Genomic DNA, 17,366 nt, shown 5'->3' with positions numbered 1-17,366 from the left:
GTGCAGCGAGCGCGTTGTTATTTATTAGGAGAGACGGCGGTCGTGCTGGAGCTGGAGCCGCCGGTCACATTGACCACACAAAAGCGGGTTTGGCGATTAGCCCAGCGTGTGGCCGAGTTGCCGGGCGTGGTGGATGCCATTCCGGGAATGAATAATATCACGGTAACCCTACGGGATCCGCAGACGCAGGCGCTGGATGCGATTGAGCGTTTGCAGCGCTGGTGGGAGGAGAGTGAAGCGCTGGAGCCTGAATCACGGTTTATGGAAATCCCGGTGGTGTACGGCGGTGAAAGCGGCCCGGATCTTGCCGAGGTGGCTAAGCTGAGTGGTCTGACGCCAAAGCAAGTCGTTGAGCTGCATTCTTCGGTGGATTACGTGGTGTGGTTTCTCGGCTTTCAGCCAGGCTTTCCGTATTTGGGCGGGCTGCCGGAGCGGCTTGCCATGCCGCGTCGCGCCGAGCCTCGCCTACAGGTTCCCGCCGGTTCGGTCGGGATTGGCGGCGCGCAAACGGGCATTTACCCACTGGCAACGCCCGGTGGTTGGCAACTGATTGGGCGCACGTCACAGGTGCTGTTTGCGCCAAATCGTGATGATCCTGTTTTGCTGCATCCGGGTGATACGGTGCGCTTTGTCCCGCAAAAGGAGGGCATATGCTGAAGGTTATCCGTGCCGGAATGTATACCTCGGTACAAGATAGTGGGCGTGACGGGCTGCGTCAGTCCGGGATTAGCCGCTGCGGGGCGATGGATAAACCCGCGCTGGTTACCGGTAATCTGCTGGTGGGCAATGAGGCAAATGCGGCTGCGCTTGAAATTACGCTGGGGCTGGCGACGTTCGAGTTTTCCCGCGATGGCTGGTTTGCGTTAACCGGTGCAGGCTGCGAAGCCACTCTGGACGGCGAGGCGGTCTGGAGCGGTTGGCGACACTTTGCAAAAGCGGGCCAAACGTTGACGCTTAACCGGCCACAACATGGTATCCGCAGCTATCTGACGCTGGCGGGAGGGATTGATGTCCCGTTGATCATGGGCTCGCGCAGCACCGATTTAAACGTGGGGATTGGCGGTCTGGAAGGGCGGCGTTTACAAGATGGCGACGTACTGCCGCTTGGCAAACCGTCACGTGCTTTCAAGGCGCCGCGCGGCGTTAAACCGCTGATGGCGAGCAATCGTATTCGCGCGTTACCGGGGCCGGAATACCATGAATTTGATGATGTCTCGCAGGAGTCCTTTTGGCGTTCGCCGTGGTACCTCAGTCCCCAGAGCAACCGTATGGGCTACCGTCTGAGCGGTCAGCCGTTAAAGCGGGCTGCCGGTCGCGAACTGCTTTCCCACGGACTGGTGCCCGGTGTGGTGCAGGTTCCGCATAACGGTCAACCGATTGTACTGATGAATGATGCTCAGACTACGGGGGGATATCCGCGCATTGCCTGCATTATCGAGGCGGATATGTTCCAGTTGGCGCAAATTCCGCTGGGGCAGCCGATCCACTTTGTGCGCTGTAGTCTGGAAGAGGCGCTAAAAGCGCGTCACGACCAGCATCGCTATCTGGAACAGCTTGCATGGCGGCTTGGCGATGACGATTGATCTGAACGCCGATGTCGGTGAAGGCTGTGAAAGCGATGCCGTTCTGCTGACGCTGGTGTCCTCGGCGAATATCGCCTGCGGTTTTCACGCGGGCGATGCGCAGACCATGCTCACCTGCGTGCGTGAATCATTGAAAAATGGCGTTGCCATAGGGGCGCACCCCAGTTTTCCCGACCGGGAGAACTTTGGACGCACGGCGATGCACCTACCGCCGGAAACGGTTTACGCTCAGATGTTGTATCAAGTGGGGGCGTTAGCCGCCGTGGTGAAAGCCGAGGGCGGTGCGCTGCGCCACGTTAAACCGCACGGCATGCTATACAACCAGGCCGCGCTTGATACCGTGCTGGCCGATGCCATTGCTAAAGCTGTGTTTGCGATTGACCCAACGCTGATTCTGGTTGGCTTAGCGGGCAGCGAGCTTATCCGCGCGGCGGCACGCTATGGCTTACCGACGCGTGAGGAAGTATTTGCTGACCGGGGTTATCAGTCCGATGGTTCGCTGGTGCCGCGTAGCCAACCGGGAGCATTAATCGCTGATGAAGCCCAGGCGCTGACACAAACACTGGAGATGATTCAGCGCGGAAGGGTACAAAGCATCGATGGTCAGTGGGCACAGGTTAAAGCACAGACCGTATGCCTGCACGGCGATGGCGAACATGCGCTGGCATTTGCTCGTCGCTTGCGCGCAGCCTTTGAGGCGCTCAAGATAGAGGTCAGCGCATAAGCGTTTTTATTGAGTAAAGGATATCACCATGCCTGAAGGCCCAGAGATCCGCCGCGCTGCGGATAGCCTGGAAACGGCTATTAAGGGCAAACCGTTGACGGATGTCTGGTTCGCCTTTCCTGAATTAACCCCGTTCATCTCTACTCTTATTGGCCAGCATGTCACCCACGTAGAAACGCGCGGTAAGGCGCTGCTGACCCATTTTTCGGGGGGATTAACGCTTTACAGTCATAACCAGCTGTATGGCGTGTGGCGAGTGGTCAAAACCGGCGAGATGCCAGAGACCACACGTGTGCTGCGGGCGAAATTGCAGACGGCGGATAAAACCATTTTGCTGTATAGCGCGTCGGATATCGAAATGTTGACGCCGGAAACGCTCAAACAGCACCCGTTTTTACTTCGCGTGGGGCCGGATGTGCTCGATCTGACGTTAACACCTGAGGCGGTTAAAGCCCGGTTATTGTCAGCGAAGTTTCGTAATCGACAGTTCTCCGGATTGCTGCTGGATCAGGCTTTTCTCGCAGGATTGGGCAATTATCTGCGTGTGGAGATCTTGTGGCAGGTGGGGTTAACCGGGAATCATAAGGCATCGCAGCTTAATGACGAACAGCTTGATGCGCTGGCACACGCGCTGCTGGATATTCCACGGTTTTCGTATAATACGCGTGGCAAGGTGGATGATAACAAACACCACGGTGCGCTGTTCCGGTTTAAGGTTTTTCACCGTGATGGCGAAGCCTGCGAGCGTTGCGGCGGGATTATTGAAAAAACGATGCTGTCATCGAGGCCGTTTTATTGGTGTCCGGGGTGTCAGCGTTGAATGCGTTTTCCCGGCGGCGCTGCGCTTGGCCGGGTTACATTCGTGCATATTTGTAGCCCGGCCAAGCGCAGCGCCGCCGGGGCATAAAAAAAGCGCCCGCAGGCGCTTTTTTAACACAGACCGTCGATTACTTCTTAAGGTCTGATTTGAAATCACGCTGCTCGTAGCCGGTATAAAGCTGACGAGGACGCGCAATCTTCATGCCGTCGGTGTGCATTTCGTTCCAGTGCGCAATCCAGCCAATAGTACGCGCCATCGCGAAGATAACGGTAAACATGGTAGATGGAATGCCCATCGCTTTGAGGATGATGCCGGAGTAGAAATCGACGTTCGGGTACAGTTTCTTCTCGATGAAGTACGGGTCGTTCAACGCAATGTGCTCAAGCTCCATCGCCACTTCCAGCAGATCATCTTTGGTGCCCAGCTCTTTCAACACTTCATGACAGGTTTCACGCATCACGGTGGCACGCGGATCGTAGTTCTTATAGACGCGGTGACCGAAGCCCATCAGGCGGAAGGAATCATTTTTATCTTTCGCGCGACGTACGAACTCAGGAATGTGCTCAACCGAGCTAATCTCTTCGAGCATTTTCAGCGCCGCTTCGTTGGCGCCGCCGTGTGCTGGCCCCCACAGAGAAGCGATACCGGCAGCGATACAGGCGAACGGGTTAGCGCCTGAAGAACCGGCTGTACGCACGGTAGACGTCGATGCGTTCTGTTCATGGTCAGCATGCAGAATCAAAATACGATCCATTGCGCGTTCCAGCACAGGGTTGACCACGTACTCTTCACACGGTGTGGCGAACATCATGCGCAGGAAATTCCCGGCATAAGAGAGGTCGTTGCGCGGATAAACGAACGGCTGACCAATCGAATACTTGTAGCACATCGCAGCCATCGTCGGCATTTTTGACAGCAGGCGGAAGGCGGCGATTTCACGATGGCGTGGGTTATTGACATCCAGCGAGTCGTGGTAAAACGCGGCCAGTGCCCCGGTGATCCCGCACATCACCGCCATTGGGTGAGAGTCGCGACGGAACGCGTGGAACAGACGGGTAATCTGCTCGTGGATCATGGTATGGCGAGTGACGGTGGTGGTGAATTCTTCAAATTCAGCGTTGGTCGGTTTTTCACCGTACAGCAGGATGTAGCACACTTCGAGGTAGTTAGACTCGGTGGCTAACTGGTCGATTGGGAAGCCACGGTGCAGTAGGATCCCTTCATCACCATCAATAAAAGTAATTTTAGATTCGCAAGATGCAGTAGAGGTAAAACCAGGGTCAAATGTAAAAATGCCTTTCGAACCAAGACTACGGATATCAATAACATCCGGGCCGAGCGTACCTTTTAGCACATCAAGTTCAATAGCATTCTCACCGGTTACAGTGATTTTTGCCTTAATATCAGACATTTACGGTCTCCTTAGCGCCTTTTTGCTTAAGACTGCTGGATGCCGGATTTGCAATTCAAAACATATTTCGACGTTGCCTGTTTGTTATTTGGCTCACAACTCTGTTGAAGTATTAAAGCAAGGGTACAGAGCAAGGGCGCTTGACGGTGCACGTCTAATCTACACTGAAACAGCAGCAAATCAGGGTCTTAGCAATCCGATGATTCAAACCTGAACAACACTATTAACTGTCCTGATAGGTTAGGTCAACTCCATCACACTGTTACATAACTTATTATCAGGTTAAAGAGTGACCCCATAACTTTTGAGCATTATATGCCTTAACAGGTAATGGTTGTAACAATAATGTTTAATATTTGTCAAATCACGTGGTTAATTTTTAAATAATTGTTTTAATCGTGAGCATGATCACTGTTCTGCATAAAACCGGACAAACTATATGTAGGTTAATTGTAATGATTTTGTGAACGGCCTATACTGCCGCCAGGTCTCCGGAATACCCTGCAATCCCGAGCCACCCAGCGTTACAACGTGTCGATTTAGCATCTGTGAGCAGATTTAACCATGACGCGAAGTTATAGAAAGGACGCTGCTTGACCCGCCTGCGGACCGGAGGAAGGAAATAATAAGAACAGCATGTGGGCGTTATTCATGATAAGAAATGTGAAAAAACAAAGACCTGTCAATCTGGATTTGACAACAATCCGGTTCCCTATAACAGCGATAGCGTCCATTCTCCATCGCGTATCCGGTGTGATTACGTTTGTGGCGGTCGGTATTCTGCTGTGGCTGCTGGGCACCAGTCTCTCCTCTCCGGAAGGCTTCCAGACGGCTTCTTCCATCATGGGCGGCTTCTTCGCCAAATTCATTATGTGGGGCATCTTGACTGCGCTGGCGTATCACGCGGTGGTAGGTATTCGTCACGTGCTAATGGATTTTGGTTATATCGAAGAAACGCTGGAAGCTGGTAAGCGCTCCGCGATGATTTCTTTTGTTATTACTGTCGTGCTTTCAATTCTTGCAGGAGTCCTCGTATGGTAAGCAACGCCTCAGCATTAGGACGCAACGGCGTACATGACTTCATCCTGGTCCGCGCCACTGCCATTGTCCTCACGCTCTACATTATCTATATGGTTGGCTTCTTCGCGATTACGGGTGACGTCACGTGGGAAGTCTGGAGTGGTTTCTTTGCCTCTGCGTTCACCAAAGTGTTCACCTTGCTGGCTCTGTTCTCAATCTTGATTCATGCCTGGATCGGCATGTGGCAGGTGTTAACCGACTACGTTAAACCACTGGCTCTGCGCCTGACGCTGCAACTGCTTATTGTTGTTGCGCTGCTGGTTTACGTTATCTATGGATTTGTTGTGGTGTGGGGTGTGTGATGAAACTGCCAGTCAGAGAATTTGATGCTGTTGTGATTGGTGCCGGTGGCGCAGGTATGCGCGCGGCGCTGCAAATTTCCCAAAGCGGACAGACCTGTGCGCTGTTGTCTAAAGTGTTCCCGACCCGTTCCCATACCGTTTCAGCGCAGGGTGGCATCACCGTGGCGCTCGGTAATACCCATGAAGATAACTGGGAATGGCACATGTACGACACCGTAAAAGGGTCGGACTACATCGGTGACCAGGACGCGATTGAATATATGTGTAAGACCGGCCCGGAAGCGATTCTGGAGCTGGACCATATGGGCTTGCCGTTCTCCCGTCTGGATGATGGCACCATCTATCAACGTCCGTTTGGCGGCCAGTCGAAAAACTTCGGCGGCGAGCAGGCGGCACGTACCGCAGCGGCGGCTGACCGTACCGGTCACGCTCTGCTGCACACGTTGTACCAGCAGAACCTGAAAAACCACACCACTATTTTCTCTGAGTGGTACGCGCTGGATCTGGTGAAAAACGCCGATGGCGCAGTGGTCGGTTGTACCGCGCTGTGTATCGAAACCGGTGAAGTGGTTTACTTCAAAGCCCGCGCTACCGTGCTGGCAACCGGCGGTGCAGGCCGTATTTACCAGTCCACCACTAACGCGCATATCAATACCGGTGACGGTGTCGGTATGGCAATCCGCGCCGGTGTACCGGTGCAGGATATGGAAATGTGGCAGTTCCACCCAACCGGTATCGCCGGGGCAGGGGTTCTGGTCACCGAAGGCTGCCGTGGTGAAGGCGGTTACCTGCTGAACAAGCACGGCGAGCGCTTTATGGAGCGTTATGCCCCGAATGCGAAAGACCTGGCGGGTCGTGACGTGGTGGCACGTTCCATCATGATCGAAATCCGTGAAGGTCGTGGCTGCGATGGTCCATGGGGCCCGCACGCCAAACTGAAACTCGACCATCTGGGTAAAGAAGTTCTCGAATCCCGTCTGCCGGGCATCCTTGAACTCTCCCGTACCTTTGCTCACGTTGACCCGGTGAAAGAACCGATTCCGGTTATCCCAACTTGCCACTACATGATGGGCGGTATTCCGACCCGCGTAAGCGGTCAGGCGCTGACCGTGAACGAGCAGGGTGAAGACGTGGTGATTCCTGGTCTGTTTGCTGTCGGTGAAATCGCCTGCGTATCGGTACACGGCGCGAACCGTCTGGGCGGCAACTCGCTGCTGGATCTGGTGGTGTTCGGTCGTGCGGTCGGTCTGCATCTGCAAGAGTCTATTGCCGAGCAGGGTGATCTGCGTGATGCCACAGAAGAAGAGATTGATGCTTCTCTGGAACGCCTGAACCGCTGGAACGGTAACCGTGATGGCGAAGATCCGGTCGAAATCCGTAAAGCACTGCAAGAATGTATGCAGCATAACTTCTCGGTATTCCGTGAAGGTGATGCGATGGCGAAAGGTCTTGAACAGCTGAAAGCGATCCGCGAGCGTCTGAAAAATGCCCGTCTGGATGACACGTCCAGCGAGTTCAACACCCAACGCGTCGAGTGCCTGGAGCTGGATAACCTGATGGAAACCGCTTACGCGACTGCGGTGTCTGCCAACTTCCGTACTGAAAGCCGTGGCGCCCATAGCCGCTTCGACTATCCGGATCGTGACGATGCGAACTGGCTGTGTCATTCCCTGTATCTGCCAGAATCGGAATCCATGACGCGTCGTAGCGTCAATATGGAACCAAAACTGCGTCCGGCATTCCCGCCGAAGATTCGTACTTATTAATGCGGAGACAGGACAATGAAACTCGAATTCTCAGTTTATCGTTATAACCCGGACGTAGACGATGCTCCGCGCATGCAGGATTACACCCTGGAAGCGGAAGAAGGTCGCGACATGATGCTGCTCGATGCACTGATGCAGCTGAAAGAAACCGACCCGTCGTTGTCGTTCCGTCGCTCTTGCCGTGAAGGGGTTTGTGGCTCTGACGGCCTGAACATGAACGGCAAAAATGGTCTGGCCTGTATCACGCCGATCTCTGCGCTGAATCAACCGGGCAAGAAAATTGTTATCCGTCCACTGCCAGGTTTGCCGGTTATCCGCGATTTGGTGGTAGACATGGGGCAATTCTATGCACAATATGAGAAGATTAAGCCTTACTTGTTGAATAATGGGCAAAATCCTCCGGCTCGTGAGCATCTGCAGATGCCTGAGCAGCGTGAGAAACTCGATGGCTTGTATGAGTGTATTCTCTGCGCATGTTGTTCGACGTCTTGCCCGTCGTTCTGGTGGAACCCGGACAAGTTCGTCGGCCCGGCCGGTCTGTTGGCGGCGTATCGCTTCCTGATTGACAGCCGCGATACCGAAACCGACAGCCGTCTTGAAGGATTAAGTGACGCTTTCAGCGTATTCCGCTGCCATAGCATCATGAACTGCGTCAGTGTATGTCCTAAGGGGCTGAACCCGACGCGCGCCATCGGCCATATTAAGTCGATGCTGCTGCAACGTAGTGCATAAGTAGTCAGAGGGGAGCGCTGTTCCCCTCACCCTAACCCTCTCCCTAAGGGAGAGGGTACAGATAGCAGGAAATCTCTAAAAACTGCCATATGAGCGGTAATAATCGAGATGTTCAGAGTGAGTGAAGGCCGTAACGCAGTCGTAGCCTGAACAGCGAAGATTATTAGACAGTTTTTAAAGGTTCCTTAGCGGACGCAGATGATACGACAGTCCGCAACAGGTGAACCCCGGCACGCACAGCGGTGTGCGTGGTAGTATCCACGGCGAAGTAAGCATAAAAATGCTTAAGGGATCACGATGCAGAACAGCGCTTTGAAAGCCTGGTTGGACTCTTCTTACCTCTCTGGCTCTAACCAGAGCTGGATAGAACAGCTCTATGAAGACTTCTTAACCGACCCTGACTCGGTAGACGCTAACTGGCGTTCGACGTTCCAGCAGTTACCTGGCACCGGAGTCAAACCGGATCAACTCCATTCCACAACACGTGATTATTTCCGTCGTCTGGCGAAGGATGCCTCACGTTACTCCTCCTCTATTTCCGATCCAGATGCGAATGCTAAGCAGGTTAAAGTCCTGCAGCTTATCAACGCCTATCGCTTCCGTGGTCACCAGCATGCGATCCTCGATCCGCTGGGACTGTGGAAACAAGATATCGTTGCTGATCTGGATCCTGCTTTCCACGATCTGACGGACGCTGACTTCCAGGAAAGCTTTAACGTCGGTTCCTTTGCTATCGGCAAAGAGACGATGAAGCTGGGCGAGCTGATTGAAGCGCTCAAACAAACCTACTGCGGCCACATTGGCGCGGAATACATGCACATTACCAGCACCGAAGAAAAACGTTGGATTCAGCAGCGTTTTGAAGCGGGGCACGCCACGTTCAGCGCTGAAGAAAAGACTCGCTTCTTGAGCGAACTGACCGCAGCTGAAGGTCTGGAACGCTACCTGGGTGCGAAATTCCCGGGCGCTAAGCGCTTCTCGCTGGAAGGCGGCGATGCGCTGGTACCTATGCTCAAAGAGATGATCCGCCATGCCGGTAAGAGCGGCACGCGTGAAGTGGTGCTAGGTATGGCGCACCGCGGTCGTCTGAACGTCCTGATCAACGTCCTGGGCAAACAGTCTCAGGAGTTGTTTGACGAGTTCTCCGGCAAACATAAAGAACACCTCGGCACCGGCGACGTGAAGTACCACATGGGCTTCTCTTCCGATATAGAAACTGAAGGCGGTCTGGTTCACCTGGCGCTGGCGTTTAACCCGTCGCACCTGGAAATCGTAAGTCCTGTGGTTATCGGCTCCGTTCGTGCGCGACTTGACCGCCTGGAACAGCCAAGCATTAATCAGGTTCTGCCAATCACCATTCACGGTGATGCGGCGGTCGCTGGGCAGGGCGTAGTTCAGGAAACCCTGAACATGTCCAAAGCGCGCGGTTACGAAGTGGGCGGTACCGTTCGCATCGTTATCAACAACCAGGTTGGCTTCACCACCTCGAACCCGTTGGATGCACGCTCAACGCCATACTGTACCGACATCGGTAAGATGGTGATGGCGCCAATTTTTCACGTCAACGCAGATGACCCGGAAGCGGTGGCTTTCGTTACCCGTCTGGCGCTGGACTTCCGTAATACTTTCAAACGCGATGTGTTCATCGACCTGGTTTGCTATCGCCGTCACGGCCACAACGAAGCCGACGAGCCGAGTGCAACCCAGCCGCTGATGTACCAGAAAATCAAAAAGCATCCGACCCCGCGCAAAATCTACGCTGACAAGCTGGAAGCGGAGAAAGTCGCGACGCTGGAAGATGCCACCGAGATGGTTAACCTGTATCGCGATGCGCTCGACGCGGGCGAATGCGTGGTGAAAGAGTGGCGTCCTATGAACATGCACTCCTTTACCTGGTCGCCGTACCTCAACCACGAGTGGGATGAAAGCTACCCGAACAAGGTTGACATGAAGCGTCTACAGGAGCTGGCTAACCGTATCAGTACGATCCCTGAAGCGATTGAAATGCAGTCCCGTGTCGCGAAGATCTACGGTGATCGTCAGTCCATGGCTGCGGGCGATAAATTGTTTGACTGGGGCGGCGCGGAAAACCTGGCGTATGCCACGCTGGTTGATGAAGGCGTACCGGTTCGTCTGTCAGGCGAAGATGCCGGTCGCGGAACCTTCTTCCACCGTCACGCGGTGATTCATAACCAGTCTAACGGTTCAACCTATACGCCGCTGCAACATGTCCACAACGGGCAGGGCGATTTTAAGGTTTGGGACTCTGTGCTGTCTGAAGAAGCGGTGCTGGCCTTTGAATACGGTTATGCGACGGCTGAACCGCGCACGCTGACCATCTGGGAAGCGCAGTTCGGCGACTTCGCCAACGGTGCTCAGGTTGTTATTGACCAGTTCATCTCTTCCGGTGAGCAGAAATGGGGCCGTATGTGCGGTCTGGTGATGCTGCTGCCGCACGGCTACGAAGGTCAGGGACCGGAGCACTCCTCCGCGCGTCTGGAACGTTATCTGCAACTTTGCGCTCAGCAAAACATGCAGGTTTGCGTACCATCGACCCCGGCTCAGGTTTATCACATGCTGCGTCGTCAGGCACTGCGCGGTATGCGTCGTCCGCTGGTGGTGATGTCACCGAAATCGCTGCTGCGCCATCCGCTGGCGGTTTCCTCACTTGACGAACTGGCGAACGGAACCTTTATGCCAGCCATTGGTGAGATTGACGAACTGGATCCGCAGGCAGTGAAACGCGTCGTACTGTGCTCTGGTAAGGTGTACTACGACCTGCTGGAACAACGTCGCAAAAACGATCAAAAAGATGTTGCCATCGTGCGTGTCGAACAGCTGTATCCGTTCCCGCACCAGGCAGTACAAGAAGCATTGAAACCCTTTGCTCACGTCCATGATTTTGTCTGGTGCCAGGAAGAGCCTCTTAACCAGGGCGCTTGGTACTGCAGTCAGCATCATTTCCGTGATGTGATTCCATTTGGGGCCGCTCTGCGTTACGCAGGTCGCCCAGCCTCCGCCTCGCCGGCGGTAGGGTATATGTCTGTTCACCAGAAGCAACAACAAGATCTGGTCAATGACGCGCTGAACGTCGATTAATTAAGGATACAAAATGAGTAGCGTAGATATTCTGGTTCCCGACCTGCCTGAATCCGTAGCGGATGCTACCGTGGCAACCTGGCATAAAAAACCTGGCGATGCGGTAGTGCGTGATGAAGTGCTGGTAGAAATCGAAACTGACAAAGTGGTACTGGAAGTACCGGCGTCGGCGGATGGCATTCTGGATGCCGTTCTGGAAGATGAAGGCACAACCGTGACCTCCCGTCAGATCCTGGGTCGCCTGCGTGAAGGTAACAGCGCGGGTAAAGAAAGCAGTGCTAAGACAGAAAGCAAAGAATCGACTCCAGCCCAGCGCCAACAGGCGTCGCTGGAAGAGCAAAACAATGAGGCCTTAAGCCCAGCGATTCGTCGCCTGTTGGCTGAACATAGCCTTGATGCGAATGCGATCAAAGGTTCTGGTGTCGGCGGACGTCTGACTCGCGAAGATGTTGAGAAACATCTGGCAAAAGCACCAGCGAAAGCACCAGCGAAAGCTGAGGCGGCACCAGCGGCAGCGGCAACGACTGCTCCGGTTGCGCCACTGGCGGGTCGCTCTGAGAAACGTGTTCCAATGACCCGTCTGCGCAAACGCGTTGCCGAGCGTCTGCTGGAAGCGAAAAACTCAACCGCAATGCTGACGACCTTCAACGAAGTCAACATGAAGCCAATCATGGACCTGCGTAAGCAGTACGGTGACGCATTTGAAAAACGTCACGGTATCCGTCTGGGCTTTATGTCCTTCTACGTGAAGGCCGTCGTTGAAGCGCTGAAGCGCTACCCAGAAGTGAACGCATCTATCGATGGCGAAGATGTCGTTTACCACAACTATTTCGACGTGAGTATGGCCGTTTCTACGCCGCGTGGCCTGGTAACCCCGGTTCTGCGCGACGTTGATGCACTGGGCATGGCTGACATTGAAAAGAACATCAAAACGCTGGCCCTGAAAGGCCGCGACGGCAAACTGACCGTAGAAGACTTGACTGGCGGTAACTTCACCATTACCAACGGCGGTGTGTTCGGTTCCCTGATGTCTACCCCGATTATCAACCCGCCTCAGAGCGCGATTCTGGGTATGCATGCCATTAAAGACCGTCCGATGGCTGTAGATGGCAAAGTGGAAATTCTGCCAATGATGTACCTGGCGTTGTCCTACGACCACCGTCTGATTGATGGACGCGAATCGGTAGGCTTCCTGGTAGCCATTAAAGAGTTGCTGGAAGATCCAACCCGTCTGCTGCTGGACGTGTAGTAAATAAGAGTATCACCTGCCCGTAGGCCGGATAAGGCGTTTACGCCGCCATCCGGCGTTGATGCAATGCCTGATGGCGGCGCTAGCGCGTCTTATCAGGCCTACGGTTTAAGATAATGATTACCTGAAGGATGGATAGAACACATGAACTTACATGAATATCAGGCAAAACAACTCTTTGCCCGCTATGGCTTACCGGCTCCGGTGGGTTATGCCTGTACTACTCCGCGCGAAGCAGAAGAAGCCGCTTCAAAAATCGGCGCTGGCCCGTGGGTAGTGAAATGTCAGGTTCACGCTGGTGGCCGCGGTAAAGCGGGCGGTGTGAAGGTCGTTAACTCCAAAGAAGACATCCGCGCTTTCGCTGAGCATTGGCTGGGCAAACGTCTGGTGACCTATCAGACGGATGCACACGGTCAGCCGGTTAACCAGATTCTGGTAGAAGCTGCGACTGATATCGGTAAAGAACTGTACCTGGGCGCGGTTGTTGACCGTAGCTCTCGTCGCGTGGTGTTCATGGCGTCTACCGAAGGCGGCGTGGAAATTGAGAAAGTGGCGGAAGAAACCCCACATCTGATCCACAAAGTTGCACTGGATCCACTGGCAGGCCCTATGCCTTACCAGGGGCGTGAACTGGCGTTCAAAATGGGTCTGGAAGGTAAACAGGTTCAGCAGTTCACCAAAATCTTTATGGGTCTGGCAAACATCTTCCTTGAGCGCGACCTGGCGCTTATCGAAATCAACCCACTGGTTGTCACCAAACAGGGCGACCTGATCTGCCTCGACGGCAAACTGGGCGCTGACGGCAACGCACTGTTCCGCCAGGCTGACCTGCGCGAAATGCGCGACCAGTCTCAGGAAGATCCACGTGAAGCGCAGGCTGCACAGTGGGAACTGAACTACGTTGCACTCGACGGCAACATCGGCTGTATGGTTAACGGCGCGGGCCTGGCAATGGGCACCATGGATATCGTTAAACTGCACGGCGGCGAACCGGCTAACTTCCTTGACGTTGGCGGCGGCGCAACCAAAGAGCGCGTGACCGAAGCCTTCAAAATCATCCTCTCTGATGACAACGTGAAAGCGGTTCTGGTGAACATCTTCGGCGGTATCGTCCGTTGTGATCTGATCGCCGACGGTATCATCGGCGCAGTAGCTGAAGTGGGCGTTAACGTCCCGGTTGTCGTTCGTCTGGAAGGCAACAACGCCGAACTCGGCGCGAAAAAATTGGCTGACAGCGGCCTGAATATTATTGCAGCGAAAAGTCTGACGGACGCAGCACAGCAGGTTGTTGCCGCAGTGGAGGGGAAATAATGTCCATTTTAATCGATAAAAACACCAAGGTTATCTGTCAGGGCTTTACCGGTAGCCAGGGTTCTTTCCACTCCGAACAGGCGATTGCTTACGGCACGCAGATGGTTGGCGGCGTCACCCCAGGTAAAGGCGGCACCACGCACCTGAATCTGCCGGTATTCAACACCGTGCGTGAAGCGGTAGAAGCGACGGGCGCAACGGCGACTGTTATCTACGTTCCGGCACCGTTCTGCAAAGACTCCATCCTGGAAGCTATCGATGCAGGCATCAAACTGATTATCACCATCACCGAAGGTATCCCAACGCTGGATATGCTGACCGTGAAGGTAAAACTGGATGAAGCCGGCGTGCGTATGATCGGCCCGAACTGCCCAGGTGTTATCACCCCAGGTGAATGCAAAATCGGCATCATGCCGGGCCATATTCACAAGCCGGGTAAAGTGGGTATCGTTTCCCGTTCCGGTACGCTGACCTATGAAGCGGTTAAACAGACTACCGATTACGGTTTTGGCCAGTCCACCTGTGTGGGTATCGGCGGCGACCCGATCCCGGGCTCTAACTTCATCGATATCCTGAAGCTGTTCCAGGAAGATCCGCAGACTGAAGCTATCGTGATGATCGGCGAAATCGGCGGTAGCGCTGAAGAAGAAGCGGCTGCGTATATCAAAGAACACGTCACCAAACCGGTTGTCGGTTACATCGCGGGTGTGACCGCGCCGAAAGGCAAGCGTATGGGCCACGCAGGCGCGATCATCGCTGGCGGTAAAGGTACTGCAGACGAGAAGTTTGCGGCACTGGAAGCAGCTGGTGTGAAAACGGTTCGCAGCTTGGCCGATATTGGCGAAGCGCTGAAGTCAGTCATCAAGTAATCCTCTCTGCTCCCTCACTGAATTCCCGCTTTGTACAGGGAAAGAGGGGGCCTTATATGTTAGTTTCGACATGGTTGGCCGCCCCTGGGCGGCCTTTTTTTGTGTATTTTTTCGAGGGCGTTGTTGCATTGATGTACAGCAGCCCATTTATGTTGACTTTTATCGACTGTTTTTTGCGCGAACAATCATTTTTGCTCCTAAAGTGGTAGTGAGCTGGATGATTGATGAATACGGTGAATGTTAATGCATTAATATTTAAAGTGAACAAATTGTTATTTTTGATTTGGGGTTTCGCCAGGGGTGGAAAAAAATGACGAAGGGTCTACTTTGAACTATGCGGGGTATTTCTGACTATCCTTGCGTGTTTGCGTTAAATCCAATTACCTTTAGGCTCAATTGCACCTTATTTGGCAACTGATGCGCTCAAATTAAATACACATCGTTAACAATTTATTCATCACGCCACCCAATTAAAAACAAAATTAACAAATCCAGTTTAAGTTGATTTAAATCAATATGTAATGACTGGATATAAGTGGGTAAAACCGTTAAATTGTCGTGGATCAAATTGGCTGAAAGTCACTTGATTCGCTATAAATTGATCACCGTCGAAAAACGTAAAACTTCTCCAATAAAAACCTGTTTATTGTAAGGGTTTTACAGCGTAATATATTTTAGGGATCAATTGAGTTTTTTATTAACACGTTTGTAACTTTCACTTATTACCGTTTTCTGTCCTCAGCATGGGGCGGCAGTAGGGAAGGGGACAAATCAATTTGTATTGGGGCATGTGTTTGAATCCAGCTAAGGGTTCAATCTCGGAGTCTTCATGCGATGAGCAAGGAGTCATGATGTTAGATATAGTCGAACTGTCGCGCTTGCAGTTTGCCTTGACCGCGATGTACCACTTCCTGTTTGTTCCGCTGACGCTAGGTATGGCGTTCCTGCTGGCAATCATGGAAACGGTCTACGTCCTTTCCGGCAAACAGATTTATAAAGATATGACCAAGTTCTGGGGCAAGTTGTTTGGTATCAACTTTGCGCTGGGTGTGGCGACCGGTTTGACCATGGAGTTCCAGTTCGGGACTAACTGGTCTTACTATTCCCACTATGTAGGCGATATCTTCGGTGCGCCGCTGGCCATCGAAGGCTTAATGGCCTTCTTCCTCGAATCTACCTTTGTAGGTCTGTTCTTCTTCGGTTGGGATCGTCTGGGTAAAGTCCAGCACATGGCTGTCACCTGGCTGGTGGCGCTTGGCTCCAACCTCTCCGCACTGTGGATTCTGGTGGCGAACGGTTGGATGCAGAACCCGATTGCCTCCGACTTCAACTTTGAAACCATGCGTATGGAAATGGTCAGCTTCTCCGAGCTGGTCTTAAACCCGGTCGCACAGGTTAAATTCGTCCACACCGTCGCTTCTGGCTACGTCTGTGGTGCCATGTTCGTCCTCGGTATTAGCTCCTACTATATGCTGCGCGGCCGTGACTTCGCATTTGCGAAGCGCTCTTTCGCCATTGCAGCAAGCTTCGGTATGGCGGCTATTCTCTCTGTTATCGTTCTGGGTGATGAATCCGGTTACGAAATGGGTGACGTACAGAAAACCAAACTGGCTGCGATTGAAGCCGAATGGGAAACTCAGCCAGCACCAGCGGCCTTTACCCTGTTTGGTATTCCGGATCAGGATGCGCAGGAAAACCATTTCGCCATTCAAATTCCTTACGCGCTCGGTATCATTGCCACCCGCTCTGTTGATAAGCAGGTGACCGGTCTGAAAGACCTGATGGTGCAACACGAAGAGCGTATCCGTAACGGTATGAAGGCTTACTCGCTGCTGGAACAGCTGCGCGGTGGCTCGAAAGACCAGGCGGTTCGCGATGAGTTTAACAACATCAAGAAAGACCTGGGTTATGGTCTGCTGCTCAAACGCTATACCGAAAATGTTTCGGATGCGACCGAAGCTCAGATTTCTCAGGCAACCAAAGATTCTATTCCACGCGTTGCGCCACTGTACTTCGCCTTCCGTATCATGGTGGCGTGCGGCATTCTGATGCTGGCGATTATTGCCGCGTCCTTCTGGACTGTTATTCGTAACCAGATTGGCACCAAAAAATGGCTGCTGCGCACTGCGCTGTATGCGATTCCGCTGCCATGGATTGCGATTGAGTCCGGTTGGTTCGTTGCGGAATACGGCCGTCAGCCGTGGGCGATTGGTGAGGTGCTGCCAACGGCAGTCGCTAACTCCAGCCTGACCGCAGGCGACCTGATCTTCTCGATGCTGCTGATTTGTGGTCTGTACACCCTGTTCCTCGTAGCAGAGCTGTATCTGATGTTCAAATTTGCCCGTAAGGGACCAAGCAGCCTGAAAACCGGTCGTTACCACTATGAGCAGTCTACCGCGACTACTCAGCCGGCACGCTAA

14 protein-coding genes are annotated in these 17,366 nt (G+C 53.4%); 13 read left to right on the top strand and 1 reads right to left on the bottom strand.

What is annotated here, in order from left to right:
* Genes pxpB through nei form a run of 4 tightly spaced genes read left to right on the top strand, consistent with a single transcriptional unit; the run spans position 1 to position 3,127 of the window.
* Entirely contained in the window at positions 1 to 657 is a 657-nt protein-coding gene (pxpB, locus tag U0026_RS15880) for a 5-oxoprolinase subunit PxpB (protein ID WP_062775110.1), read from the top strand.
* Positions 651 to 1,583, top strand: a complete 933-nt coding sequence (gene pxpC, locus U0026_RS15875) for a 5-oxoprolinase subunit PxpC (RefSeq protein WP_062775108.1) — start codon at positions 651 to 653, stop codon at positions 1,581 to 1,583. The genes pxpB and pxpC overlap by 7 nt, the downstream gene beginning before the upstream one ends.
* Positions 1,573 to 2,307, top strand: coding sequence for a 5-oxoprolinase subunit PxpA (gene pxpA, locus U0026_RS15870; protein WP_062775107.1), 735 nt, complete (start codon positions 1,573 to 1,575; stop codon positions 2,305 to 2,307). The genes pxpC and pxpA overlap by 11 nt, the downstream gene beginning before the upstream one ends.
* Positions 2,308 to 2,335: 28 nt before the next feature.
* Complete coding sequence (gene nei, locus U0026_RS15865) at positions 2,336 to 3,127, top strand: endonuclease VIII (protein ID WP_062775105.1); 792 nt, start codon at positions 2,336 to 2,338, stop codon at positions 3,125 to 3,127.
* A 127-nt stretch (positions 3,128 to 3,254) separates the two neighbouring features.
* On the opposite strand, the gene U0026_RS15860 is transcribed toward nei, so the two are convergent.
* Positions 3,255 to 4,538: a citrate synthase gene (locus U0026_RS15860; RefSeq protein WP_062775103.1), complete on the bottom strand. Its 1,284-nt coding sequence runs from the start codon at positions 4,536 to 4,538 to the stop codon at positions 3,255 to 3,257.
* Positions 4,539 to 5,174: 636 nt separating this feature from the next.
* On the opposite strand from U0026_RS15860, the gene sdhC reads away from it, so the two are divergent.
* The 9 genes from sdhC (at position 5,175) to cydA (ending at position 17,366) form a co-directional block, all read left to right on the top strand.
* On the top strand, positions 5,175 to 5,579 hold the full coding sequence (gene sdhC, locus U0026_RS15855) for a succinate dehydrogenase cytochrome b556 subunit (RefSeq protein WP_062775102.1): 405 nt from the start codon (positions 5,175 to 5,177) through the stop codon (positions 5,577 to 5,579).
* On the top strand, positions 5,573 to 5,920 hold the full coding sequence (gene sdhD, locus U0026_RS15850) for a succinate dehydrogenase membrane anchor subunit (RefSeq protein ID WP_062775100.1): 348 nt from the start codon (positions 5,573 to 5,575) through the stop codon (positions 5,918 to 5,920). Before sdhC ends, sdhD begins: the two co-directional genes overlap by 7 nt.
* Positions 5,920 to 7,686, top strand: coding sequence for a succinate dehydrogenase flavoprotein subunit (gene sdhA, locus U0026_RS15845; protein WP_062775099.1), 1,767 nt, complete (start codon positions 5,920 to 5,922; stop codon positions 7,684 to 7,686). The genes sdhD and sdhA overlap by 1 nt, the downstream gene beginning before the upstream one ends.
* Positions 7,687 to 7,701: 15 nt before the next feature.
* The gene (gene sdhB, locus U0026_RS15840) at positions 7,702 to 8,418 is read left to right on the top strand and encodes a succinate dehydrogenase iron-sulfur subunit SdhB (protein ID WP_062775098.1); all 717 of its coding nucleotides are present in this window, start codon (positions 7,702 to 7,704) and stop codon (positions 8,416 to 8,418) included.
* 297 nt (positions 8,419 to 8,715) lie between these two features.
* On the top strand, positions 8,716 to 11,517 hold the full coding sequence (gene sucA, locus U0026_RS15835) for a 2-oxoglutarate dehydrogenase E1 component (RefSeq protein WP_062775096.1): 2,802 nt from the start codon (positions 8,716 to 8,718) through the stop codon (positions 11,515 to 11,517).
* Positions 11,518 to 11,530: 13 nt separating this feature from the next.
* Positions 11,531 to 12,766 carry a 2-oxoglutarate dehydrogenase complex dihydrolipoyllysine-residue succinyltransferase gene (odhB, locus tag U0026_RS15830; RefSeq protein ID WP_062775095.1) on the top strand — a complete coding sequence of 412 codons (1,236 nt, stop codon included), beginning with the start codon at positions 11,531 to 11,533 and terminating at the stop codon, positions 12,764 to 12,766.
* A 144-nt stretch (positions 12,767 to 12,910) separates the two neighbouring features.
* Complete coding sequence (gene sucC / locus U0026_RS15825) at positions 12,911 to 14,077, top strand: ADP-forming succinate--CoA ligase subunit beta (protein WP_062775093.1); 1,167 nt, start codon at positions 12,911 to 12,913, stop codon at positions 14,075 to 14,077.
* On the top strand, positions 14,077 to 14,946 hold the full coding sequence (sucD, locus tag U0026_RS15820; RefSeq protein ID WP_062775091.1) for a succinate--CoA ligase subunit alpha: 870 nt from the start codon (positions 14,077 to 14,079) through the stop codon (positions 14,944 to 14,946). Before sucC ends, sucD begins: the two co-directional genes overlap by 1 nt.
* An 851-nt stretch (positions 14,947 to 15,797) precedes the next feature.
* Positions 15,798 to 17,366 carry a cytochrome ubiquinol oxidase subunit I gene (cydA, locus tag U0026_RS15815; RefSeq protein WP_062775090.1) on the top strand — a complete coding sequence of 523 codons (1,569 nt, stop codon included), beginning with the start codon at positions 15,798 to 15,800 and terminating at the stop codon, positions 17,364 to 17,366.

Origin of the sequence: Kluyvera intermedia (genome assembly GCF_034424175.1) — a bacterium.
Lineage (GTDB): Bacteria > Pseudomonadota > Gammaproteobacteria > Enterobacterales > Enterobacteriaceae > Kluyvera > Kluyvera intermedia.
The sequence above is the reverse complement of the archived record's forward strand: the minus strand, read 5'-3'. Positions and strand labels throughout refer to the sequence as shown.

What these genes read in the sequence shown, in the direction of transcription:
- pxpC (WP_062775108.1), top strand. Translation starts at nt 651, where the DNA reads ATGCTGAAGGTTATCCGTGCCGGAATGTATACCTCGGTACAAGATAGT.
- pxpA (WP_062775107.1), top strand. Translation starts at nt 1,573, where the DNA reads ATGACGATTGATCTGAACGCCGATGTCGGTGAAGGCTGTGAAAGCGAT.
- nei (WP_062775105.1), top strand. Translation starts at nt 2,336, where the DNA reads ATGCCTGAAGGCCCAGAGATCCGCCGCGCTGCGGATAGCCTGGAAACG.
- U0026_RS15860 (WP_062775103.1), bottom strand. Translation starts at nt 4,538, where the DNA reads ATGTCTGATATTAAGGCAAAAATCACTGTAACCGGTGAGAATGCTATT.
- sdhC (WP_062775102.1), top strand. Translation starts at nt 5,175, where the DNA reads ATGTGGGCGTTATTCATGATAAGAAATGTGAAAAAACAAAGACCTGTC.
- sdhD (WP_062775100.1), top strand. Translation starts at nt 5,573, where the DNA reads ATGGTAAGCAACGCCTCAGCATTAGGACGCAACGGCGTACATGACTTC.
- sdhA (WP_062775099.1), top strand. Translation starts at nt 5,920, where the DNA reads ATGAAACTGCCAGTCAGAGAATTTGATGCTGTTGTGATTGGTGCCGGT.
- sdhB (WP_062775098.1), top strand. Translation starts at nt 7,702, where the DNA reads ATGAAACTCGAATTCTCAGTTTATCGTTATAACCCGGACGTAGACGAT.
- sucA (WP_062775096.1), top strand. Translation starts at nt 8,716, where the DNA reads ATGCAGAACAGCGCTTTGAAAGCCTGGTTGGACTCTTCTTACCTCTCT.
- odhB (WP_062775095.1), top strand. Translation starts at nt 11,531, where the DNA reads ATGAGTAGCGTAGATATTCTGGTTCCCGACCTGCCTGAATCCGTAGCG.
- sucC (WP_062775093.1), top strand. Translation starts at nt 12,911, where the DNA reads ATGAACTTACATGAATATCAGGCAAAACAACTCTTTGCCCGCTATGGC.
- sucD (WP_062775091.1), top strand. Translation starts at nt 14,077, where the DNA reads ATGTCCATTTTAATCGATAAAAACACCAAGGTTATCTGTCAGGGCTTT.
- cydA (WP_062775090.1), top strand. Translation starts at nt 15,798, where the DNA reads ATGTTAGATATAGTCGAACTGTCGCGCTTGCAGTTTGCCTTGACCGCG.